Origin of the sequence: Streptomyces sp. 1222.5 (assembly GCF_900105245.1) — a bacterium.
Lineage (GTDB): Bacteria > Actinomycetota > Actinomycetes > Streptomycetales > Streptomycetaceae > Streptomyces > Streptomyces albidocamelliae.
The window spans coordinates 1,959,755-1,981,783 of sequence record NZ_FNSZ01000001.1; the positions used below are offsets into that span (position 1 = coordinate 1,959,755).

The following is a 22,029-nucleotide window of genomic DNA, read 5'->3' on the forward strand; positions in this document are numbered from 1 at the left end:
GGGGCTTCCCCGATTCTTCAGCGGCGTCGGAGACCGTTCAGAGGAAGGCTCACCGCTTCCCCTCCCGTCCCACCGCACGAACGTCCGGACTCCGTCGCAGCAGAGGACCTTCATGAATCTCCCCTCTCCTCCCTCCATCGGCCCGCGGTCCGCCCGCCAGGGCGGGCCGCTCATGGACAGCGGATCGCTGCTCGTTCCCTCGCCCGCGGCCGACTTCCTCGGACCGCACCACCTCGTGCACCGGCCCGACACGCCCGAGGGCCTGCTGCTCTCCGCCATGCCGCCCGGCCGCCACCGGTTCGGCTTCTCCGCCGAACTGCCCGAGCACCACGCCCTGTTCTCCGACTCGACCGCGCCGTTCCACGACCTGCTGTACCCGATGGAGTCGCTGCGGCAGATGGCGGTGTTCGCCGCGGGCCGCTATTTCCGGGTCCCGGAGAACCGGCGGATCCTCCTCGCGGACTGCACGATGGCCGTCACCGCGCTGGCGCCCTGGGAGCGCACCTCCACCACCGCCCAGCTGACCCTGGACCTCGACCTCACCCCCACCGAGCTGGTCGGCGGGGTCCCGCGGGCGATGGACTGCCGTGCCTCGATCAACATCGAGGGCGAGCGGTGCGGCACGGTCACGGCCCGGCTGGTGTTCCTCATGCCCGGCGTCTACCGCAGCCACCGCGCGCACAGCCGCCGGGAGAGCGAACGCACCGCCCACGGCCACAGCGGACTGCCCGCGGGGCACGGGGTGCCCGGTCCGGAACTCGTCGGCCGGCGCACGACCCGCAATGTGCTGATCGGGCTGCCGCTGCACGAGGACGAGGCGGCACTGGTCTTCCCGGTCAACATCCCGGCGGCCCGCGAGGTGCTGCCGGACTCCGGATCCGAGGTGCCGGCCGCCCTGTTCCTCGAAGTGTCCCGCCAGGCGGCCCTGTTCGGGGCCGGCGAGCTGTACGGGCTGGCGCCCGCGCACGCCGTGCTGACCGACTGGCATGCCGCGTTCCGCGGGTTCGCCGAGCCGGGGCTCCCACTGCGCTGCGGCGTACGGCCGCGCACGGCCGACGCCCCCGGCGAGGTGCGCCGCGACGGCGCCGGCCGGCCCGTCGCCGAACTGGACCTCGTCTTCACCCAGGGCACCCGGGTCGTCGCGACCGTGTCCACCTCCGTCCTCCAGATCTGCTGAACCACGCCGACGGTCCCGTACCGGCCGGCGTCGCGAAGGAGCACCGATGCGCTTTCGGGTACTGGGACCCGTGCGGATGGACCCGCGCACCCCGACGGCAGCCAAACCGCGCGTGGTACTGGCCACGCTGCTCGTGCAGAGCAACAGCGTCATCTCCACGCACAGCCTCATCGACGAGCTCTGGGGCGTGGCCCCGCCGCGCACCGCGGCCACCACCCTCCAGGTGTACGTCTCACAGCTGCGCAAGGCGCTGCTGGCGGAGGGCGGCGCCGACCCGGGGCCGGGCCGGCAGCCGCTGCTGACCCAGCCGCCCGGCTATGTCATGCGGGCCGGCCCCGACGACCTCGACCTCACGGTCTTCGAGTCGCTGCGCTCACGCGGGCGCGCCGCCTTCGAGGAGCGGGACTACGCGACCGCCTCCCGGCTGCTGGCCGAGTCGCTCGCGCTGTGGAGCGGTCCCGCCCTCTCCGGCATCCCCCACGGACCGTCGCTGCAGACGACCGCGATACGGCTCGAGGAGTTGCGCTCCGAGGTGCTGGAGCAGCGGATCGCGGCCGATCTGAAGCTGGGGCGCCATCAGGAGCTGATCGGTGAACTGATGGCTCTGGCACACGAGTTCCCGATGCGGGAAACGCTGCACGAGCTGCTGATGGTGGCGCTGTACCGGTCCGGGCGACAGTCGGACGCGGTGCGTGCCTTCCACCGGGTGCGGCGCACGCTCGTCGACGAGCTGGGCGTCGAGCCCGACGCCTCGCTCAAGCGCGTACTGAGCCGGGTCCTCGCCTCCGACCCGGGGCTCGCCTGGCACCCGGGCCGCCGGCCGCCGCAGCCGCGGGCGGCTCCGTCGCGGGCCGCGCCCGACGGCGCCTCGGACGGGACGGTGCGCGGGGACGGCGCGGGGGCCGCCTCCGACACCGTCGCCCGGATCCCGTCCTCGGCGGAGGCCGGGGCGGCGGCAGCTGCGGCGGCCGGTGCCGGAAACCCGCCCGGTCCCGCCGCTGCCCCCGTCGGCCCCCTGCTGTGGCTGCCGCCCGCGCTCACCGACTTCACCGGCCGGGACGCCGAACTGGCCCGGTACACGACGCTGTTCGCCGAGTCACGCGACGGGACGCGGCCGTGCGTCGTGGCCGTCTCGGGCCGGCCGGGCGTCGGCAAGACCGCGCTGGCGGTCCAGCTCGCCCACCACGCCGAGGAGTTCACCGGGCGGGTCCTGGTGTCCCTGCGGGACTCGGCGGGCCGGGCGCTGACGGAGCGGGCCGCGCTGACCGCCCTGCTGCGCCGGCTGCTGCGGCCCGGCGACGGCCCGGACCCGCTGCCCGGCGCGCCGGACGAGCTGGCGGACCTGCTGCACCAGGCGGCCCGGAGCCGTGACCTGCTGATCGTGCTCGACGACGTCGTGTCGGAGGCACAGGTGCGGCTGCTGCTCTCCGCCGTTCCGGACGCCTGTGTCGTCCTCACCTCCCGCCGGCCGCTGGGCGCCCTGGAGCAGGCCCGGCACCTGGTGCTCGACGTGCTCGACCGGCCCGCGGCGGAGTCCCTGCTGCTCGCCACGGGTGGCCCGCGCATGGCGCAGGACCCGGCCGCGGTCGCGGAGATCGCCCGGCTGTGCGGCCGGCTGCCGCTCGCCCTCCGAGTGGCGGCCGGCGCGCTCGCGGTCCGGCCGCACTGGACGCCGGCCGACCTCGCCCGCCGGCTCGGCGACGAGCGGACCCGTCTCGCCGCGCTCTCGCTCGGCGACCTGGACGTACGGGGCGGGCTGCTCGCGGCGTACCAGGAGGTGCCGGAGGCGGAGCGGCAGGCGTTCCGCACCCTGGGCCTCGCTCCGCTGCCGGACTTCCCGCTGTGGGTGGCCGGGTCCCTGCTGGACCTGGCACCGGAGGCCACCGAGGAGCGGCTGGAGGAGCTGGTCCGGGCCCAGTTGCTGGAGGCCCGCCGTCCCGCGGACGGCGGGGGCGAGGTGCGGTACGGCTATCACCCGCTGCTGCGTTCGCTGGCGCTGGAGACGGTGAGCGAGGTGGACGGCCCGGCGGCGGTCGCGGAGGCCGTGGCCCGGCTGGGCCGGGCCTGCCTGCTGCGGGCGCGGGCCGCCGACGCACGGCTCGCTCCGGGGCGGGACCGGCTGGCGTCCGTCCTCGTGCCGGACCTCGGCGACCTCCCCGTGCACGATCCGGCCGTGGCCGCCCCGCTGCGCTGGCTCCAGGCGGAGTCCGCCGGGCTGCTGGGTGTGCTGCGCGGGCTGCACGCCGGCGGGCACTGGGACCTGGTCTGCGCGCTGGCCTCGGCGCTCGGCGGCTACTACGAGGCGTGCGCGCTGTGGGACGACTGGGAGGCCAGTCACGAGCAGGCGCTGGACGCGGCCCGGCGCTCCGGGAACGCCGTGGCCGAGGCGGCGTTGCTGCGCTCGGTCGGGGACCTGTCCTGGCAGCGCAGGCACACCGGCCGGGCCGTCGACTGCCATCGGCACGCGGCCCGGTTGTTCGCGCTGGCCGGGGACGGGATCGGGGCGGCCCGGTGCCTCACCGGGGAGGCGGACGTGCTGCTCGGACAGGGTGAGCCGGAGCGCGCGGGGGCGCTGTACCGGCAGGCGCTCGCCCGGGCCCGGTCCGCCGGGGACGCCCGGGGCTGTGCGGACGCCCGGCGGGGCCTGGCGCTGCTGGCCCTCGTCGAGGGCCGCCCGGCCGACTGCCTCGCGGAACTCGACGCCTGCGCCGCCGCGGCGGCGGCCCTGGGCGACGTCCGCTGGCACGGCTACGCGCGGCGCACCGCGGACCACGTCCGCGCCCACCGCCGCACCGGCCCCGCCGCCTGGTCCCGTCTGGAGATACGCCCCGGTGTATGGCTGATGAACCCGCCCGCGGCGCCCGCCGGCCGGGCGTGAGGCCCGCACGAGAAGAAGAACGGCAACCGCCGAAAGGACCGACCCCCGGAGAGCCGTGGCTCTCCGGGGGTCGGTCCTTTCGCTGCCGGCCGCTCTCCCGTGGCGTCCGGCGCGGGGTCAGGCCGGGCGCAGGGTGCGGGGTGACGGGCCGTCGGCCGCCGTCTCCGGTGCGACGCGGGGCCGGGGGGTGGGACGGCGGTTGCGGAGCAGGTCGCGCCATTCCTCGGGGCTGAAGCTCGCCGGGCGGGTGGTGTCGATGAAGTCCCGCAGGACCGCGCGGAACCGGTCGGGATCGGTGCGGAACGGGAAGTGGCCGGCCTCCTCGAAGATCTCCAGCCGGCTGCCCGGCATCGAGACGTGGCCGAGTCCCCCGTGCAGCGCCGGCACCACCTGGTCGCGGCCGCCCCACACCAGCATGGTGGGCATCCCCTGGGCCAGGTAGCAGCGGTCGAGCATGGTGCCCACCTGGCCGCGCCAGTCGACGACCGCCCGCAGCGTGCGCACGAACGCGTTGATGGAGGTGGCGTCGGGCAGGGCGTCCACCACTCGCAGGATGTCGGGCGCGTCCACGGCAAGGTCGGTGCGCAGCCACTGGAGCACCTTCACCGCGGCCCCGATCTGCCAGCGTGAGGTGGGGAGTTGCAGCAGGTGGAGCAGGGCCTGCGCGCCGGGCAGGGTGGCCGCGCGCAGCAGCGGGGTGACCTGCCGGCTGATCCCGCCGGTGCCGACCAGCACCAGCCGCTCGCAGCGGTCCGGGAACTGGTAGGCGAACTGCATGGCGACCGCGCCGCCGAGGGAGTGCCCGACGATGGTGGCGCGTTCGACGCCGAGCACGCTGAGCAGGTCCCGCATGCCGTTGGCGTACGCGGCGAGCGAGTAGTCGGCGCGGGGCTTGTCGGACTGTCCGTGGCCGAGCAGGTCGGGTGCGATCACCCGGTAGTGCTTGGCGAGTCCGGGCATGACGTCGCGCCAGGTGTCGGACGAGTCGCCGATGCCGTGGATGAGCAGGACGGCGTCGCCCTTGCCGGCCATCCGGAAGGCTCTGCGGTAGCCGTGCACCGTGCGGTGGCGCAGCCGGATGGCGCCACCGCCCGGGGACTGGCCCGGAGTGTTCTGCGCGGCCACTGGTCTCAGGCCTCCTCGTGGCGGCTCGGGCGGCGGGTGGGGCCCGGCCGGTCCTCGGTGTCGTGCGGGGCCTGCGCGGTCCGGAAGCGGGTGTGCGTCAGATCGCTCTCGATCACTCCGAGCGAGGCGAGACTGTGCCAGGGGCGCACGGTGGCGACCTTGGTCCTGGTGAAGGGTTTGCCGGTCATGACTGCCTCTCTCCGGGTGCGAAGGCGGTGGGTCGGGGGTGGGTGCGGGCGGTGTCCTCTTCGGTCGTGGGGGCGGCGGCCGCGGTACGGCGGCCGGTGATCCGGGTCAGCAGCAGCTGCGAGACCAGCCAGCGCCGCATCGCGCCCAGGTGGGCGGGTGAGCCGTGGACGTCGTCGAAGGTCTTGACGCGCAGGTCGGGCAGGGCGCGCAGCAGGTGCTGCTCGCCGGCCGGGATGATCTCGTCGCGGCTGCTGGCGACGTACCGGACGGGGATGCGTACGCGGCGCAACTGCTGGGCGGTCATGGCGTGTTCGGGCAGTTCGGACCAGAGGGTGGCGCGGTCCGGGGCCCCGGTCAGGGCGCACAGGGTGTCGGCGGTGATGCCGGGGACGTGCGGCCACCAGGCGGGGTCGGTGAAGAAGGCGCCGACGGGGGCGCCGACGGTGAGCACCCGGCGGATGCGGGGGTCCTCGGTGGCGGCGCGCAGGGCCAGTTGGCCGCTGAAGCTGAGGGTGAGCATGGAGGTGTCGGAGACCTTCGCCCGGCCTTCCAGCCGGTCCATCAGGTGGGGCAGCAGCCGCCAGGAGCCGGGGGTGTGGCGCACGGTGTTCTCGCCGACGCCGGGGAACTCCGTCACGACGGCGGCGTAGCCGAGCCGTGCGAACAGCGGCAGCAGCGGTGCCCACTGCTCCTTGACGCTGACGATCCCGCCCATCACGACGAGCAGGGGGCGCGGGCGCGCGGCGTCGAGGCCGGTCGCCCAGGCGGCCACGGTGCCGCCCTCGTAGGGCAGTTCGAGCCGGACGATGTCCCGGCGGCGTTCGCGCCAGATGTCGAAGGTGGACACCACGAGCCGTCCGGCGGCCTCGCGGGCGGGGTCGCCGTGGTGGGGGAAGCGGGCGAGCGCGAAGTGCGCGCAGGCGTCGAGGAGCCGGCCGTAGGAGGCTGCGGTGCGGCCCTCGCGGGTCCAGGTGGCGGCCCAGGAACGCGGGTCGCCGCAGGTGTCGTTGGTGATCCCGGTCAGGATCCGTTCGACGCGGCGCGGCGCCATGCCCTGTCCCCTGGCGTGCAGGAGGGCGAATTCCTTGAGTTCGGCGAGATGGTCCATGTGCGTCTCCGGTCTCTTCCGTCCCGCGGGGCGTTCACCGTCCCGGACCCCGCTTGCGGGCCGGTTGCACGGCGGGCCCCGGCGGGGTGGTTCCGGCGGGGCGGGGCCCGCTCACCACCAGTCGTCGTCGCGGCGGTGGTCGGGCTCGTCGGCGCCGAGGGCCTCGGCGAGGGCGTCGACGATGCCGTCGTCGAGCATCGTGTGCGCCTGGGTGTCGGTGGTGACGCCGAAGCCGGAGTCACCGACGGCCACGCTGACCGTGTACCGCCCGAGCAGCGAGTAGGTGCGGAAGGCCCACTCGTTGCCGGTGCCCGGTGTCCCGTCCGGGCGCCGCACCTCGGTGGGGGTGCCGTCGGTCTCGAAGCCGAAGTCGGTGAAGCGGAACTGCATGCCGAGCCCGATGGCCTTGCTGTACGCCTCCTTCAGGGTCCACAGGCGGACCAGCGCGGGGTCGCGGTCCGCCGGTGCCATGGCCTCGATCAGCTGCACCTCGCGCGGGGTGCACAGGTGCCGGCCGAGGCCGGCCCCGTACAGGGCGCGGTCGGCGCGCTCGGCGTCCACGCCGATGACCGCTCCGGTGGCGAGGCCCACCAGCAGCAGGTCCTCGGTGTGGCTGAGGCTGATCTGCACGCCGTCGTACCCGTGCAGGTACGGCCGCCCCGAGGGGGTGTAGCCGAGTTCGACCGTCTGCGGCTGCACGCGCAGGGCGGCGCCGGCCGCGAACTTCAGGAGCACCCGGGAGGCGGCGAAGCGGGTGCGCACCTCCGGGTGGGTCAGGTCCAGGTAGCGGGCCCAGTCGCGGCCGAGGAGGGTACGCAGGCGGGGGCCGCCGGCCCGTTCCGGACGCCAGTGGTCCAGTTGGGCGTACAGGACGGCGGTGGCGTGCGTCGCGAGGTCACCGCGGACTCTGTTCCAGTCCCCGCGCGGCCCACTGATCATGATCGGTTCCCCGAAGGTCCGGCCCGGGGACGCCTTCCCTGGAGCCGTCATCGAATTCCTCCATGCTGTGTCGGAGATCGCTGAGCACGTCGGCGGCGGTGGCCCCGTCGATCACCCGGTGGTCGAAGGTGAGTCCGAGCCGCATGACCGGCGCGGGCACGACCTGCCCGGCGCGTACGACGGCCCGGTCGATGATCCGCCCGGCGCACAGGGTGACCGCCGTGCCGCCCGCCGAGTGGAAGCCGTCGACGTCGCGGTGTCCCAGGGAGCTGACCGAGACGGTGCCGAAGACCTCGGGGCGCCTGCGGGGGCTGCGCAGCGCGGCGGCGAAGGCCGCGCGGCCGAGCGGCACCGGGAGCCGGCCGAGCATCCGGACGCCCTTGAACTCGGGGAGGGTGCCCGCGTCCGCGCCGCGGAAGCGGTCGACACGGTCCTGGATCTCCTGCAGCGAGGCACTCTCCAGTCCCGGCACCAGGGCGGAGAGCACGGTGCGTTCGCCGTCCAGGGTGCGGTCGAGGGCGAGCTTCGCGGTGACCTCGCCGAACCGCAGGGTCCTGGGGCGGCGCAGCGCCGACGGCCAGCCGGGGGCCAGGACCGCGTTGGCCCGGGGGTGGCGGGCGAGGACGCGGCCGGTGGCGTGCAGCAGGTAGCTGACCACGGAGATACGGGTGCCCTCCGCGCGGGCCGCGGCCCGGTGCTCCTGGATCCGGGTCATGTCGACCTCGGTGTCCAGGTGCACCGGCCGCTGGTCCGCCGCCCACTCCAGGAAGTACAGGGTGTGGCGGCGGCGCCGTTCGCTGTGCGGGACGGGTGTGCCGCTCACGCGGGGACCGCCAGTTCGTAGATCTCCTTGAGGCTGCGGGCCTCCAGCACCCGGCCGACGGGTACGGGGCGGCCGGTGGCCTGTTCCACGGCGGTGACGAGCTTCAGCAGGTGCAGGGAGTCCCACTCGGGGACCTCGTCGAAGTCGGCGCCGATCTGCTCGTCGGTCAGGGGCAGGCCGAGTTCGTCGCGGACGGTGTCGGCGAAGTCGTCCAGACTGTACGCGTGTCGGGTGCTCATACCTTCTCCAGGGCGAAGCCGGCCTTGATCCATTTGCTGGACTCGATGGCGACCGCCAGGGCCTTCTGGCCGGCGGACATGGTCTCCAGGAGCCGTTCGATCTGCAGGAACGGCAGGGCGTTGCCGTTGTTGCCGGTCTCGGCGACGCAGGAGACCTCCGTGGCCGTCGGCACGTCGAGCTGTTCGGTGATCTTCCGGGTCATGCGGCCGGACAGCTGCGGGGGCAGCAGATAGTCCAGTTCGGCGGCGTCCCAGCCGAGTTCACCGAGGAGTTCCCAGAGGATCTCCACGGCCATGACGGGCACCTGCTCCTCGATGGCCTTGTAGTCCTCGGTGAGAGCCTGGCGGTCGTCGAAGCGGTCGGCGAGGCCGAACCACTCGATGACCTGGCCGGCTTTGCGCCCCAGCCCGGTGAAACGGTTCAGCACCTGCTTGACCGCCACCTGTTCGCCGCGCGGCTCGTCGGTGAGCACGGCGGCCCCCGCCCCGTCCCCGAACAGGACGAAGTTGACGAGGTCGCTGGGCGCGGCCTTGGACAGGTCGCGGTTCAGGTCGAGGTGCTTGCTGCACACGTCACCGCCGATGACCAGGCCGGTGCGGTACTCCCCGGAGGCGATGAGGGTACGGCCGAGGCTCAGCGCCTGCACCGCGCCCGCGCAGCCCGACTGCAGCTGGAACGTGGGTACCTGGTCGATGCCGAGCTGGTCGGTCACGTTGTTCACGGTGGCCGGCATCAGCGTGTCCGGGGTGGCGGTGCCCAGCACCACGAACTCGATGTCGGCGAGGTCGGCCCCGGACGCCTTCACCGCCCGTTCGGCCGCGCGGGCGCACAGGTCGGCCAGCGACCAGCGGACCTCACCGGTCGTCAGGTCGCGGGCGAAGTGCCGGGTCCGGGTGCCGATGAACACCTCGATCCATTCCTCGTTGGCTCCGAGCACCTTGGCCAGTTCGGCGTTGCCGACCGGGTCGCCGGGCAGCGCGGTCCCGACGGAGGCGAGATACACCTGGTTGTCGGTCATGCCGTCCTCTCCTCGACAGGGGCGGATGCGGTTCCGCAGTGGTCCCGCAGGAAGTCCACGAGGTCCCCGACCGAGGCCAGCTTGGGCAGCAGGTCCTGCACGGTCAGCGTGGCGACGGCGGGCAGTCGCTCCTCGATGCGGCCCTTCAGTTCCATGACCATCACGGAGTCGAAGCCGAGGTCCTCGTAGAGCCGCAGGTACGGGCTGAGTTCGTGGGTCTCGTAGCCGCCGACCTGGCCGATGGCCTCCAGGGCGGCCTCGGTCACCGGATCGCCGGGAGCCGGGCGCTCCAGGGTGAGCACGCCCGTGCCGGCCGGTTCGCGTTCCGCGGCCGGCGCGCTCTCGCGGGCCGCGGTGGACGGCAGTTCGGCGAGCGGCGCGTCGTGGCGGGCGCGGACGGGTCCGCCGCGGGTCCAGTAGCGGTGGGCGTCGCTGAAGACGTAGGGCGGCAGCCGGTACGCGGTCCGGTCCCGCTCCTCGTACACGGCGTCCCAGTCGGGGGTGACTCCGCCCCGGTACAGCTCGGCGAGCGCGTCCGCGAGGTCCCGGCCGGCGGAGTCCTCGCCGCGCACCGGCAGGACGAACGCGGGCCGGGCTCCGGGGGCGGCCCGCGGCAGCTTGCGGGCCATCGAGGACAGCACGGGTGACGGCCCGATCTCCACGGCGTGGGTCGGTCCCGCCGCCAGCAGTCCGGCGGCCGCGTCCGCGAAGAGCACCGGACGGCGGACGTGCGCCACCCAGTAGTCGGCGTCCATCGGCTCGTCGTCCAGCACCCTGCCGTACAGGGTCGAGTACAGCGGCAGCCGGGGCGTACCCCCGCCGACCTCGCGGGCGATCTCCGCGAACTCCTCCAGCATCGGGTCCATGAGGTACGAGTGGAACGCGTGCGACACCCGCAGCGTCCGGGTGCGTATCCCGTCCCGGTCGAGTTCCTTGTCGATGCGCCGCAGTGCCGCCAGCTCGCCGGACAGCACCGTGGCGCGCGGGCCGTTGACGACGGCGACACCGACGTGCGGCTCGGCCGCGAGGCGCTCCTCCAGTTCCTCGCGGCCCGCCAGGACGGCCAGCATGCCGCCGCCGTCGGGCAGCCGCTGCATGAGCGCGCCGCGGGCGGCGATCAGCCGGGCGGCGTCCTCCAGCGGGAACACCCCGGCCAGGCAGGCCGCCGCGTACTCGCCGACGCTGTGGCCGAGCAGCAGGTCCGGGCGCACACCGAGCTCCCCGAGGGTACGGCCGAGCGCGTAGCCGACGGCGAACAGCGCGGGCTGCGCCCACCGGGTGCGGTGCACGGACTCGTCGCCGCCGAGCAGCAGGTCGCGTACCGACTCCCCGGTGTGCGGGAGCAGGGCCGCGTCGGCCTCGTCGAGGAAGCGGCGGTAGAGGGGCGAGTCCCGGTGGAGGCCCGCCGTCATGCGCGGGTACTGGGAGCCCTGGCCGGTGAAGAGGAACGCGGTGCGCGGCCGGGCGCCGGGCGCCCCGGTCAGCCGGGCCAGCAGATCCGGGTCGGCGGCGGCCGCGCGGAGCCGCTCGACGAGGGCGTCGGTGTCCCCCGCGGACACCGCGAAACGGTAGCGGTGTCCGGCCTTGACCCGGTTGGAGGTCCAGGCGACGGGCCCGAGCGGCGCCCGGCGCGCGGCCAGCGCCTCGGACTGCGCGAGCAGGTTGCGGCGCAGCGCGTCGGGTGCCGGGGCGGACAGGGTGAAGACGCCGGTGCCGATCCCGGTGGTGTCGCCGGCCGGTTCCGGGCGCGGGCGGGCGGACTGCGGCGGCGCGGACTCCAGCACGGCGTGGGCGTTGGTGCCGCCCATGCCGAAGCTGCTGAGGCCGGCCACAGAGGTGCCGCGCGGCAGCCGCAGCGGGGCCTTGAGCAGCCGCAGCCCCTTCTGGCGCAGACCCAGCTGCTCGTTCTCCTTGGCCGAGAACCGGCTGGCCGGCACGGTGCGGTGGTGCAGGGACAGGGCCACCTTGATGAGCCCGGCGATACCGGCCGCGCCCTCGGTGTGGCCCAGGTTTCCCTTGACCGAGCCCAGCGCCATCGGCTTGGCGGAGCGGCCGGCGTGGTGGTGGCCCAGGGCGGCGGCCTCCATCATGTCGCCGAGCGCGGTGCCGGTGCCGTGTCCCTCGGTGAAGGCGACGTCGGCCGGCTCGACGCCGGCGCGCCGGTAGGCGGCCGCGATGACGTCCTGCTGGGCCCAGCGGTTGGGTGCGGTCAGCCCGTTGCTGCGGCCGTCCTGGTTGACCGCGGTGCCGCGGACGACGGCGTAGATCTGCTGGCCGTCCGCGAGCGCGTCCTCCAGGCGGCGCAGCACCACCGCGCCGACGCCCTCGCCGCGGCCGATGCCGTCGGCCTGGGCGCTGAACGGCTTGCACCGTCCGTCGGGCGCGGAGAGCCCGGCCTGGGTGTAGAAGATCGACAGGGCGGGGGTGAGCGCCACGTTCACGCCGGCGGCGATCGCGTAGTCGCACTCCCCCGACAGCAGGGCGTTGCCCGCCAGGTGCACGGCGACCAGGGACGACGAGCAGGCGGTGTCGACGGCGAGGCTCGGGCCCTTGAGGTCGAGGTGGTAGGAGATCCGGTTGGCCGTCATGCAGTAGCCGTTGCCGGAGCCGGCCTGGGCGGTGACGTGGTCGTAGTCGGTGAGGTGCAGCTGGGCCCACTCGTTGCCCATGATGCCGACGAAGACGCCGGTCGCGGTGCCGGCGAGCCGCTGGGGCGGCAGGCCGGCGTCCTCGACGGCCCGCCAGGCGCACTGCAGCAGCAGGCGCTGCTGCGGGTCCATGGCGGCCGCCTCGCGGGGCGAGATGGTGAAGAACTCGTTGTCGAACGCGTCGGGGTCGTCGATGAAGCCGCCCTGGGTGGTGTTGCTGCGCCCCTCGGCCTGGGTGGCCGAGTGGAACTCCTTGGCGGCCCACCGCTGTTCGGGGACGGTGCCGACGCCGTCCCCCGAGCGCATGAGCAGGTCCCAGTAGGCGCCCGGATCGGGCGCCCCCGGGAACCGGCAGTCGATGCCGACGATGGCGATCCGGTCCATCAGCTCGCCGCCGCCTCGGTGGCCAGGCTCTCCGCGAGGTGGGCGGCGAGCGCCTGGACGGTCGGGTAGTCCCAGGCGACGGTGGGTTCGAGGACCAGGTCGAAGTCCTCCTCGATGTCGCCGCACAGGCTGAGCGCGGCCACCGAGTCCAGGCCGTACTCGGCGAGCGGCACGACCGGGTCGATCTCCTCGGGCCGGCGCTTGAGGTAGAGGGCGATGCGGTCGGACAGCCACGCGGTCAGCTCGTCGGCGGTGCGTCCGGTGGTGGGAACGGCCATGATGTGCTCCTCGGAGAGGGTCTGACGGTGCGTGCGCACCGGCGGCGGGGTCAGCCGGCCAGCGGGGCGTTGTAGAGGTCGTAGCTGCGTGTCTCGTCGAAGCGGCGGAGCACCTCGTCGTGCAGCCGCTGCTCGCAGGAGTCGGGCAGGTCGGGCAGCTGGAGGCCGAGCCGTCGGCCCAGCCGGTGCAGTGCGGCGGCGAGCCAGGCCGGATCGGCCAGGAAGGGGTCGGTGTCGCCCTGGGCCTGCTGCCACACACCGATCACGGAGGCGGCGGCGAGCACCACCGCGTACCGGTCGGCGAGGGCGAAGGCGGCGGGGCTGGCGAGGGCGGTCCGGTCCTGGGGGGCGAGGTTCAGGCCCTGCTCCTGGAGCCGGCGCAGCTCGTCCATGAAACGCAGGGCGATGCCGTGCGCCGCGCGTTCCTCGGGGCTGCCGCTGGGCAGTCGGTCGACCGCGGCGACCAGGGTGGCGCTCAGTCCGTCCCGGCCGCTCGCCAGGGTGAGCCGGTCGAACGGGATGCCGGGCAGGTCCTCGCGCGGCCGGAACACGGTGGCGGGCGCCGGTTCGTCGCGGAACCAGGAGCGCCGGGCGAGCCGGGACAGCTGCGGGATGATCGTGGCCTGGCAGGCCGCGGAACCGGCGTGGCCGAGACTGAGCACCGGCAGGTCGCGCACGTGCTTCTGGAAGATCCCGAACTCGCCCTCGCGGACGTAGAAGCGGGCACCGAGCACGATGGACAGGTCGTACATCGCGTCGGTGAGCATCTTGGGCACCAGGTACTTCACCGCGGCCGCGTAGACGCTGGTCTCCTCCGGCAGCACGTGCACCGCGCGGGTCGCGGCCAGCGACAGGCTGTCGCTGATCAGCAGGTCGAGGAAGGTGTTCGCGAGGGTCGACCGGGCGTGCGGGATGTCCATCACGGACTTGCGGTACAGCTGCCTGCCGAGTGCGAAGCCGACGACGGTGCGCAGGGCGGTGTCGGTGGCGCCGATCGCCATGCCGGGGACGGCGCTGCGGGTGATCTGGAAGGCCCGCAGGGCCAGTTCGACGCCCTTGCCCTCCTCGCCGACCAGCGCGGAGGCCGGTACCGGGCAGTCGGTGAAGTCCAGGCCCGACAGGTGGCAGCCGCGCACGCCGACCGCGTCGTAGCGCGGCAGGACCTGGAAGCGGTCCTGGTCGAGGCCGGCCCGTTCGGCGAACACCACGGAGTGGCTGCGGCTGCCGGGGGCCGGGCTGGTACGGCTGAACAGCACCCAGGCGGCGGCGCGGTCGGCGTTGTTGATGACCTGCTTGGCGCCGTTGAGGAGATAGCCGCCGTCGGCCGGGCGGGCCTGGAACTCGTTGCGCACGAAGTCGTTGCCGTGCGCCAGTTCGTGGTAGGCGACGGAGACCTTCTGCCCGTCGAGCAGCAGCTCCGCGAGGCGCCCGCGCTGCTCGGCGGTGCCCGAGCTCCACACGTTGACGGCGGCCATGAACGAGGTCACGCCGTAGCCGAGGCCGAGCGCGATGTCACGCCGGAAGACCTGCCGCAGCACGCGGACCAGGGTGTCGATCCGCTCCAGCCGTCCGCCGTGCTCCGGCGGCACGAAGTCGGCGTTGAGGACCAGTTCGTCCAGGGCCCGCTCGCCGGCCTCGGACAGCTCGGCGCGCTCGTCGGCCTCCAGCAGTCTGGCGTACGACAGTTCGCCGCGCTCGTCCGTGGGGTCGCCGAGCCGGCGCTCCAGCTCGGCGATGCGGGCGACGACCCGCTCCTCCTGGCCGCCGGGCGGGTGCGGTCCGGGTCCGGGGGCGGGCGCTCCGTGCGGCCCGGGGGCCGCGGTACCGATCAGCATGGCGTCCTCTCAGTTCCTCGCGGTCGCCGCGTCGGCCACCGGCTCGGTCGGCTTGCCCGGCAGCCGGTAGGGGTGCAGCGAGAAGAGTTCGCCGGAGCGCCGGGTCGTGTGCAGGTGGTCGAGCAGCGCGTCGTACGCCTCGGTGTCCCCGGTGTCCGGCTCGCCGAGGCGGGTCAGCAGCCGGTCCAGGCCGGCGCGCAGCCACAGGCCGTCGCGCCACAGCGGTTCGGCGCTGGTGCCGGCGAACAGCGGGGCGCTGTGGGTCCACAGGCCGAGGCAGACCGCCGCCGCGTGGCACAGGGTGTAGCGGCGGGCGGTGTCGAACGCGGCGGGCGGGACGTCGCCGATGACGCCCTGCCAACGCTCCATGTCGGTGTGCACGCGGTCGGTGACCTCGGCGATCCGCCGGGCCGCCGCGGCCGCCGGGAGCAGGGCGGGCCGTTCCCCGGCCAGCTCGGTGAGCCGGGCCGCGGAGGCGTCGAGGCCGGCCAGGACGGCGCTGCCGTGCCGGGCCACCAGGGACAGCCGTCCCGGGGCGAGCGCCGGCAGGGGCGCCGACAGGTCGTACGCGGTCTGCGCGCCGGCCAGGTTCCCGGTGCCCCGCCTTCTGCCCCGTACCAGTGAACGGAACTGGTTGACCAGGGAGTTGAGGTTGACCAGGGTGTTGCCGTCGAAGAGGCCGACGATCCGGTGGTCGCGCTCCACCTTCTGGAACATGCCGTTCGCGTGGACGCCCTTGAGGAAGGCACGGGCGCCGAGGAGCCGGGTCAGCTGGGCGAGGACGTCCTCGGTGCCGCTGGGCAGCAGGTACTTGGTGACCGCCGCGGTGACGCTCATCTCGTCGGTCAGGGTGTGCACGAAGCGGGCGGCGACGGTGGCCAGGGCCTCGTGCACGAGGACGTCGGCGGCGGCCGTGCCGAGGGTCCGGCGCGCCTGGGGCAGATCGACCAGGCGGCGCCCGTACAGCTCGCGCCGCTCGGCGAAGTCCTGGGCGAGACGCAGCCCGTGGTCGGCGGCGCCGAGCGAGAGCGCGGCGCACATCGTGCGGGTCAGCTGGAGCGCCTTCAGCACGGTCTCCAGGCCGGTGCCCTCGGTGCCGACCAGCGCGGACCGGGAGACCGGCGCGTCCTGGAAGGCGATGCCGGAGATGTCGGCGCCGCGGATGCCGTGGGTGTGCACCTTGGGCAGGTGGCGGTAGTGGTCCTTGTCCAGCTCGCGCTTGTCGACGAGCAGGACGCTGAATCCGCGCGGGCCGCCGGCCGGGTCGGTGCGGGTGAGCAGGGACAGCAGGCTGCCCCGGGTGGCGTTGTTGATCAGCCACTTCTCGCCGTTGACCAGCCAGCCGTCCGCGCCGTCGGTGCCCCGCACCTCGCCGGCGAGCAGGTCGCTGCCGTGGGCGCGTTCGGTCAGGCCGAGCGAGACGGGCACACCGGCCCGGATGTCGGCACCGAGCCGGGCGGCCTGCTCGGGGGTGCCGGCCACCCATACGCAGACTCCGCCGAGGTAGGTCTTGCCGTGTCCGATGGCGACGGTGAGGTCGCGGCGGGCCACGGCCCGCATCAGCTGGAGCAGCTGCTCGTAGTCGGTCAGCCGGCCGCCGTGCTCGACGGGGACGTAGTGGTCGGGCAGTCCCCAGTCGTCCAGGCGCCGGCAGACGGCGGCCGGGAACTCCTCCTTCTCGTCCAGCTCGACGGAGCGGGCGTGCGAGAACCAGCCGCTGGGATCGCCGGGGTCGCCGAGGAACCGGTCCAGTTCCTCGGCGAGCCGGTAGGGCGTGTCGCGCATGTCAGACCGCCGGGGCGAGCGAGGAGCCGGTGGCGTCGGCGACGATCTGGCGGACCGCCGGTTCGAGCACCTCGTACAGCGGGGTGAGCGCGCCCTCGAGGAACAGCTTGCGCATCAGGGTGCGCTGGATCTTCCCGCTGGTGGTCTTGCGGACGGTGCCGGGCCGCACCAGGACCACGTTGCCCGCCGGGATCTGGAGGTCCTGGCCGAGCAGCCGCTGGATGCCGGTGGCGAGGCTGCGCAGGTCGCTGCTGACCGCGCTCACCCGGACCTCCTGCACGACGACCAGGTGCTCCCGGTCCGTCTCGACGGTGAACACGGCGCCGGAGCCGATGCCGAGAGCCCTGTCGGTGGACTGGACGGCCCGCTCGACGTCCTGCGGGTAGAGGTTGCGGCCGGCGAAGATGATCAGCTCCTTCAGACGGCCCGTCACGTACAGTTCACCGTCCTCCAGCGCGCCCAGGTCGCCGGTGCGCAGCCAGCCGCCGGCGTCCTCGCCGCCGTTGCCGTCGGTGATGTGCGCGTCGAAGATCTCGACGTTGGTCAGCGGGCGCTTCCAGTAGCCGTCCGCGACGCTGTCGCCCTTGACCCAGATCTCGCCGACCGTGCCCTCGGGCCGCTCGCGGCGGCTGTCGGGGTCGACGACGCGGACGGTGAAGTCCTGGATGACGCCGCTGCTCACCAGGTTGCGCACGGAGCCGCCGTCCCGCGGGCCGGCCAGGGTGCCCTGCTCCAGGGCGGCGGAGTCGACGGTGCGGACCGCGGGCTGCCGGTCCTTGGGGGTGCCGGAGACCAGCAGGGTGGTCTCGGCCATGCCGTAGCAGGGGAAGAACGCCTCGGCCCGGAAGCCGGCCGGTGCGAAGCGCTCGCTGAACGCCTTGAGGGTCTCGGCGCGGACCGGCTCTGCGCCGTTGCCCGCGCACTCCCAGCCGGACAGGTCGAGTTCGGCGAGCTGCTCGTCGGTGATGCGGCGCGTGCACAGGTCGTACGCGAAGTTGGGGCCGCCGCCGATGTTGGCGCCGTGCTCGCCGAACACCTTCAGCCAGCGCTGCGGGCGGCGCAGGAAGGACACCGGGGACATCAGCACCGCGGAGCCGCCGACGTACAGCGGGTGCAGCACGTGCCCGATGAGTCCCATGTCGTGGTAGAAGGGCAGCCAGCCGCCGAACCGGGAGTGGGCGCCGGTGCCGGCCGCCCGCTGGATGGCGGCCTCGTTGGCCAGCAGGTTCCGGTGGGAGACCATCACGCCCTTGGGGTCGCTGGTCGAGCCGGAGGTGTACTGCAGGAAGGCGAGGTGCTCCGGGCTGAGGTCCGGCACGGTGTAGGCGCCCGGGTCGCCGTACTCCCCGGTGTCGGTGGCGAGGCAGAGCACGTCCGTCATGCCCTCCGAAGCCAGCCAGGCGGAGATCTCCGGGGCGCTGGCGGAGTCGGTGAGGACGGCACGGACCTCGGCGTCGCGCAGGATGCCGGAGACCCGGGTGAAGTGCTGGCCCTGCTCGGTGGGCAGCGGGGCGGGCACGGCGACGGAACCCGCGTAGAGGCAGCCGGTGAACGCCTTGATGAAGTCGTTGCCCGACGGGTACAGCAGCAGCACCTGCCGGCCGGCGGCGCCGTTCGCCTGGAGCCAGGAGGCGATGCGCCGGGCCTCCTGGTCGAGTCCGCTGTACGAAAGGTGCTCCGGAGCCGATCCGTTGGCATCGTCCGGCAGGAAGATGAAGGCGTCCTCGGTACCGAGCTCGGCCGCACGATCCAGGACCAGTTCCGTGAAGGTTCGGAAGCTTGTCAACGTCTTTGCCTGACCTCTCCGGGATCCGCAGGCATGGCGCCGGCGATGGGGTTGGGACGTACTCGATGCTGGTTCGCCCCGCTAAGGCGCCGCTTGCGCTGGACACTCCGGGCGAAACGGGACCCCCGCCGCACGAAAGGGCCTGCCGTCCGCCACGGGGGGATGGCGGACGGCAGGCCGGAGGGGGGTTGCGGTCGGTTCCCGGCCCCGCCCGGTGGGGTGCGGCACATCGCGACGGGGGACGTGGGCGACGTGGCGGACCCCGGGGCGGGACCGGGAAGTGCGGTGGGCCCTAGGCCGGCGGGACGGTGAACGTGGCGTCGAGGGTGACGTGGCCGGGGACCGGCGGGAGGTCGGTGAGGGGGTGGACGAAGTCCATCCCGCCGTCCGGCCTCTCGCCGGCCGTCCGGAAGCCGAGGGACGGGTAGAGGTCCCGTACCTTGTGGTTCTTCGCGGTGGGCCGGTACGTCGCCGTCACCGACCGTGCCCCGGTCTCCCGGGCGTGGGCGAGGAGCGCGCCGAGCGCGGCCTGCTCGATGCCGCGGGCGAAGACACGGCAGCTCAGCAGCATGTTGTCGATCCGCAGGCCGTCCCCGGTGCGCTCCGCGAACACCGCGCCGACCAGCCCGTTGTCGCCGAAGCGGTCCCGGGAGCGGACGGCGAGGACCAGGTGCCCGGGCGCGTCCAGCAGCCGCCGTACGTCGGCGGGCTGGAGCCGTCGGGTGGTCAGGTTGAACTGGTTGGTGCGCAGGGTGATCTGGGAGATCCGGGCGACGTCCGGCTCGGTCACCGGGGACACGGTGACCGTCACGTCCAGGGCGCGGAGGTAGTCCTCCGGGGTGGCCGCCGAGTCGAGCAGTTCGCGGCGGCCCGCGTCGGCCCGGTACTGTCCGGCGCGCTGCCGGTCCGCCTCGGTGAGTTCGGGGGTGTCGAACCAGCCGTCGGCCAGCAGCCGGTCGATGTGCAGCGCGGGCTCCTCGTCGAGGCGCACGACGGCGGCCTCGGGCAGGCCGGTGGCGACGAGGCCGCACTCGAAGGGCGAGTCGTCGGCGAAGACCAGGCTGTCGGTGCCCAGGTTGAGCCGGGAGGCGATGTCGCGCAGATTGGCGTCCTTGGGCCGCCAGTTGGCGGTCACCTGCACGAAGGCGTCGGGCCGGAGCACCATGTCGGGGTGGTCGGCCAGCACACGTTCCACGGGTTCCTGGTCGTTCTTGCTGCACACGGCGAGGAGCACGCCCTGCGAGCCGAGCTGGGCGACGACCTTCTGGAAGGCGGCGAAGGCCTCGCCGCGGTAGCTGCCGGCCATCGCGATGCCGTCGGGTCCGTCGTCGCCGAGCACGCCGTCCCAGAGGGTGTTGTCGAGGTCGACGACGAGCACCTTCTTGGTCCGGCCGCGTACGACGCGGGCCAGGTGGCCGACCTGGCGGGCGTACCGGGCGAGCAGTTCGGCGCCGAGGTGCTCCTTGGTGTAGACGGCGAGCCTGCTGTCGCGGACCGGTCCGGACTCGGCGACCAGCGGTTCCAGGTCGACCACGTGCACCCGGGCGTGGCGCAGCGCCAGCTTCAGCAGTCCGGCGTTGAACTCCCGCCACAGAACGGAGAGTTCCGTGCGCGAGCGATGGTCGACGAGCTGGTTCAGCTGGCCGGTCAGCAGCGGGAGGGTGTTGAGGACCAGGGTGCCCGAGCCCTCGCGGACGTAGCTCTCCGCCAGCCGCTCGATGAGTCTCAGGTTCGCCGCGAGCGCCTCCTCGGCGTCCGGCAGCCGCCAGGGCGAGGGGAGCTGGTCGAAGACGAGCTGGGCGTCCAGCAGGACCAGGGAGAGGTCGGTGTCCCGCGCGTAGAGCGGGCCGGTGGTGTCCTGGAGGTCGCGGCGCCAGGAGTCGTGGTCGCCGACGACGGCACGCAACGGGATTCCGTGGCGGGCGAGTTCGGCGGTGAGCGGGCCGGTGAGGGCGTCGAGGGTGCCGTGGCCGGACACGGTCACGGTGAGCGGTACGGCGTCGGGGTGCAGGGCGTGCACGGCGTCGGGGTCGACGCGGGCGAGCAGTCGGCCGGCGCGGGACAGGTCGCCGGCCGCGGTGGGGCCGACGGCGAGCACGGCGAGCAGTCCGGGCAGGGCCGGGAACTCCGCGGCGAGCCGGTCGGTGCGGTGCAGGGTGCGGACGCGGTCCAGGGCCTCGTCCCGGTCGGCCGGCAGGGGCCTGGTGGTCACGGGTGCGGTCACGGGCTCTTCCTCACTTCGCTGCCTTCACTTCGTGGACGACTTCGACGGTTTCGGGGACGTGGCCGCGGGCCCGCCGTGGCAGGGACCGGGCCGCCCGGGAGCCACCGGGCCGCCGCTCGCCGGCGACGGCCCGTGCACCGCCTCGTGCACCGCGCCGTGCTCCGCCGCCGCGTCAGGCCACCGGCACGCCGAGGCCGCCGGACGCGCGGGGGCCGTGCAGCCGCGCCCTGGTGCGCCGGCGCAGGCCGCGGCCCGCGATCCGGTAGATCAGCCGCACGGGGCCGGGGAGCCTGCCCAGGAACTCGTCCCGGCGGTCGTCACCGGCGGCCTCTCCCAGCGCGCCGAGCATGTAGAGGCGCTGTGCCTTGGGTACGACGGCCCGGCCGCGTTCGCTGAGCACCGCCCACTCGGCGGCGGTGAACCGCCCGGGCACCAGCGGCAGGATGTGCTCCTCCTCGTCGCCGAGGTGGGCCTCCAGCGCGGGCAGCAGTTCGGCGCAGGCGTCCGCGACGGTGTCCCGGAGCGCCGGGTCGGCGCTCGCGCGCCACTGCGGCAGTGCCGAGCGCAGCCGGCCGAGGGCGTCGGCGATCCGCTCGTGCTGTTCCTCCATGCGGGCCGTCAGCGCCGGTTCGACGGCGGGGTCGGCCGCGAGCCGCGGCCAGACCAGTTCGTCCTCCGCGAGGTGATGTTCCGTCAGCATGGCGTCGAGCGCGTCCAGATGGTCCGCGACGACGGCGCTGCGCGTGCGGTCACCGGGGCGGACCTCCCGCACCAGCGGCACCGCCGCCCTGTACTCCTGCATGAAGAGCCGGTGCACCACGATCATCTCGTCGGTGTCCGGCACACCCCGCCCGTTCCTGGCCGCCATCGGCCTCACCTGGCCCTCGTGATCGGTACGTCGCGACCGGATCGTCTCCGGCCGCCCTTAAGCGGTTCTTGCGCCGGCCTCCCCGCGTGGGCGGGGACGCCGTTCGCGCTCAGTGCCGCGTGTTCTCCACGCGCTTCTTCAGCGCCTCGTTCATCGCCCGGAACTGGGGCAGGGTCTCCGCGCGCAGTTTGCTCTCGGCGATCGGGACCAGGACCCCGCTGAAGCTCTCGCTCTGGGTGAGCCGTACGGTGCCGGGCCCCGCGCGTTCGATGACGAAGCGGTGTTCGCCGTCCACGAGCCAGCCGGGGCCGAGCTTGCCGAGCCAGCGCAGTTCCCGGCCCGGCCGTGCGACGAGGACCTCGGGGTCGAAGGTGGAGGTGCCGCTCGGCTGCCGCAGCTGGTTGCGCATGGTCGCGCCGGGGCGCAGTCGGCCGTCGTCGGAGGTGATCTCGGCGCTGGTCATGAAGGGGTTCCACTGCGGGTACGCCGAGAAGTCGGTGAGCACGCCCCAGACCTGCTCGGGGTCGGCCTTGATCTCGACGGACGCGGTGAGCCGTACCGGATGCTCGTGGGTCCACAGGGTGTAGCTGCCCAAGGCCGCCAGCAGCGCGGACGCGGTGATCAGCGGCCACTTGCGGCGCCTGCGCGGCCTGGTGTGCGGTGTCGCGGCGGACGCGCTCGGCAGGGTCGCGGGTGCGGCGGCGGTGGGGGGTGTGGGCGGCAT

The 22,029-nt window shown here is 74.1% G+C and carries 17 protein-coding genes; 2 read left to right on the forward strand and 15 right to left on the reverse strand.

The features are described 5' to 3' along the window. Positions 1-172 precede the first annotated feature (172 nt). Positions 173-1,177, forward strand: a complete 1,005-nt coding sequence (locus BLW57_RS08845) for an AfsA-related hotdog domain-containing protein (protein WP_180361920.1) — start codon at positions 173-175, stop codon at positions 1,175-1,177. Between the two features lie 46 nt (positions 1,178-1,223). Further along, positions 1,224-4,055 (forward strand): BTAD domain-containing putative transcriptional regulator, encoded by a 2,832-nt coding sequence (locus tag BLW57_RS08850; RefSeq protein WP_093473450.1) that lies wholly within the window; start codon positions 1,224-1,226, stop codon positions 4,053-4,055. Between the two features lie 117 nt (positions 4,056-4,172). Here the strand turns inward: BLW57_RS08850 and BLW57_RS08855 are convergent, their stop codons facing one another. The 15 genes from BLW57_RS08855 to BLW57_RS08925 all read right to left on the reverse strand — a co-directional run bounded on the left by BLW57_RS08855 (position 4,173) and on the right by BLW57_RS08925 (position 22,029). Further along, positions 4,173-5,180, reverse strand: a complete 1,008-nt coding sequence (locus BLW57_RS08855; protein ID WP_256339435.1) for an alpha/beta fold hydrolase — start codon at positions 5,178-5,180, stop codon at positions 4,173-4,175. A gap of 5 nt (positions 5,181-5,185) precedes the next feature. Beyond that, the gene (locus BLW57_RS08860) at positions 5,186-5,368 is read right to left on the reverse strand and encodes a hypothetical protein (RefSeq protein WP_093473452.1); all 183 of its coding nucleotides are present in this window, start codon (positions 5,366-5,368) and stop codon (positions 5,186-5,188) included. Next, a complete protein-coding gene (locus tag BLW57_RS08865) occupies positions 5,365-6,477 on the reverse strand; it encodes an alpha/beta hydrolase (protein WP_093473454.1) in 1,113 nt (370 codons plus the stop codon). The genes BLW57_RS08860 and BLW57_RS08865 overlap by 4 nt, the downstream gene beginning before the upstream one ends. A gap of 111 nt (positions 6,478-6,588) precedes the next feature. Beyond that, positions 6,589-7,416 (reverse strand): 4'-phosphopantetheinyl transferase family protein, encoded by an 828-nt coding sequence (locus tag BLW57_RS08870; RefSeq protein ID WP_256339436.1) that lies wholly within the window; start codon positions 7,414-7,416, stop codon positions 6,589-6,591. Continuing rightward, positions 7,373-8,239 (reverse strand): 2-oxo acid dehydrogenase subunit E2, encoded by an 867-nt coding sequence (locus BLW57_RS08875; protein ID WP_256339437.1) that lies wholly within the window; start codon positions 8,237-8,239, stop codon positions 7,373-7,375. The genes BLW57_RS08870 and BLW57_RS08875 overlap by 44 nt, the downstream gene beginning before the upstream one ends. Next, positions 8,236-8,478 (reverse strand): acyl carrier protein, encoded by a 243-nt coding sequence (locus BLW57_RS08880; protein WP_093473457.1) that lies wholly within the window; start codon positions 8,476-8,478, stop codon positions 8,236-8,238. The genes BLW57_RS08875 and BLW57_RS08880 overlap by 4 nt, the downstream gene beginning before the upstream one ends. Beyond that, positions 8,475-9,497: a 3-oxoacyl-ACP synthase III family protein gene (locus BLW57_RS08885; protein ID WP_093473459.1), complete on the reverse strand. Its 1,023-nt coding sequence runs from the start codon at positions 9,495-9,497 to the stop codon at positions 8,475-8,477. The genes BLW57_RS08880 and BLW57_RS08885 overlap by 4 nt, the downstream gene beginning before the upstream one ends. Next, positions 9,494-12,529, reverse strand: a complete 3,036-nt coding sequence (locus tag BLW57_RS08890; RefSeq protein ID WP_093473461.1) for a type I polyketide synthase — start codon at positions 12,527-12,529, stop codon at positions 9,494-9,496. The genes BLW57_RS08885 and BLW57_RS08890 overlap by 4 nt, the downstream gene beginning before the upstream one ends. Next, positions 12,529-12,807, reverse strand: a complete 279-nt coding sequence (locus tag BLW57_RS08895) for an acyl carrier protein (protein ID WP_073897824.1) — start codon at positions 12,805-12,807, stop codon at positions 12,529-12,531. Before BLW57_RS08895 ends, BLW57_RS08890 begins: the two co-directional genes overlap by 1 nt. Positions 12,808-12,857: 50 nt before the next feature. Beyond that, positions 12,858-14,642, reverse strand: coding sequence for an acyl-CoA dehydrogenase family protein (locus BLW57_RS08900; protein ID WP_093473464.1), 1,785 nt, complete (start codon positions 14,640-14,642; stop codon positions 12,858-12,860). Positions 14,643-14,651: 9 nt separating this feature from the next. After that, positions 14,652-16,427: an acyl-CoA dehydrogenase family protein gene (locus BLW57_RS08905; RefSeq protein WP_093473466.1), complete on the reverse strand. Its 1,776-nt coding sequence runs from the start codon at positions 16,425-16,427 to the stop codon at positions 14,652-14,654. 1 nt (position 16,428) lies between these two features. Next, positions 16,429-18,213, reverse strand: a complete 1,785-nt coding sequence (locus BLW57_RS08910) for a fatty acyl-AMP ligase (protein ID WP_093473468.1) — start codon at positions 18,211-18,213, stop codon at positions 16,429-16,431. Positions 18,214-18,505: 292 nt separating this feature from the next. After that, the gene (locus BLW57_RS08915) at positions 18,506-20,437 is read right to left on the reverse strand and encodes an HAD-IIIC family phosphatase (RefSeq protein ID WP_256339438.1); all 1,932 of its coding nucleotides are present in this window, start codon (positions 20,435-20,437) and stop codon (positions 18,506-18,508) included. Between the two features lie 172 nt (positions 20,438-20,609). Beyond that, positions 20,610-21,305, reverse strand: a complete 696-nt coding sequence (locus tag BLW57_RS08920) for a hemerythrin domain-containing protein (protein WP_093473470.1) — start codon at positions 21,303-21,305, stop codon at positions 20,610-20,612. Between the two features lie 109 nt (positions 21,306-21,414). After that, positions 21,415-22,029 carry an SRPBCC domain-containing protein gene (locus tag BLW57_RS08925; RefSeq protein ID WP_093473472.1) on the reverse strand — a complete coding sequence of 205 codons (615 nt, stop codon included), beginning with the start codon at positions 22,027-22,029 and terminating at the stop codon, positions 21,415-21,417.

Coding starts and splice junctions, on each gene's coding strand:
- BLW57_RS08865 (WP_093473454.1), bottom strand. CDS start 6,477: ATGGACCATCTCGCCGAACTCAAGGAATTCGCCCTCCTGCACGCCAGG.
- BLW57_RS08925 (WP_093473472.1), bottom strand. CDS start 22,029: ATGCCGCCCACACCCCCCACCGCCGCCGCACCCGCGACCCTGCCGAGC.
- BLW57_RS08920 (WP_093473470.1), bottom strand. CDS start 21,305: ATGGCGGCCAGGAACGGGCGGGGTGTGCCGGACACCGACGAGATGATC.
- BLW57_RS08860 (WP_093473452.1), bottom strand. CDS start 5,368: ATGACCGGCAAACCCTTCACCAGGACCAAGGTCGCCACCGTGCGCCCC.
- BLW57_RS08890 (WP_093473461.1), bottom strand. CDS start 12,529: ATGGACCGGATCGCCATCGTCGGCATCGACTGCCGGTTCCCGGGGGCG.
- BLW57_RS08895 (WP_073897824.1), bottom strand. CDS start 12,807: ATGGCCGTTCCCACCACCGGACGCACCGCCGACGAGCTGACCGCGTGG.
- BLW57_RS08900 (WP_093473464.1), bottom strand. CDS start 14,642: ATGCTGATCGGTACCGCGGCCCCCGGGCCGCACGGAGCGCCCGCCCCC.
- BLW57_RS08870 (WP_256339436.1), bottom strand. CDS start 7,416: ATGATCAGTGGGCCGCGCGGGGACTGGAACAGAGTCCGCGGTGACCTC.
- BLW57_RS08885 (WP_093473459.1), bottom strand. CDS start 9,497: ATGACCGACAACCAGGTGTATCTCGCCTCCGTCGGGACCGCGCTGCCC.
- BLW57_RS08845 (WP_180361920.1), top strand. CDS start 173: ATGGACAGCGGATCGCTGCTCGTTCCCTCGCCCGCGGCCGACTTCCTC.
- BLW57_RS08905 (WP_093473466.1), bottom strand. CDS start 16,427: ATGCGCGACACGCCCTACCGGCTCGCCGAGGAACTGGACCGGTTCCTC.
- BLW57_RS08880 (WP_093473457.1), bottom strand. CDS start 8,478: ATGAGCACCCGACACGCGTACAGTCTGGACGACTTCGCCGACACCGTC.
- BLW57_RS08850 (WP_093473450.1), top strand. CDS start 1,224: ATGCGCTTTCGGGTACTGGGACCCGTGCGGATGGACCCGCGCACCCCG.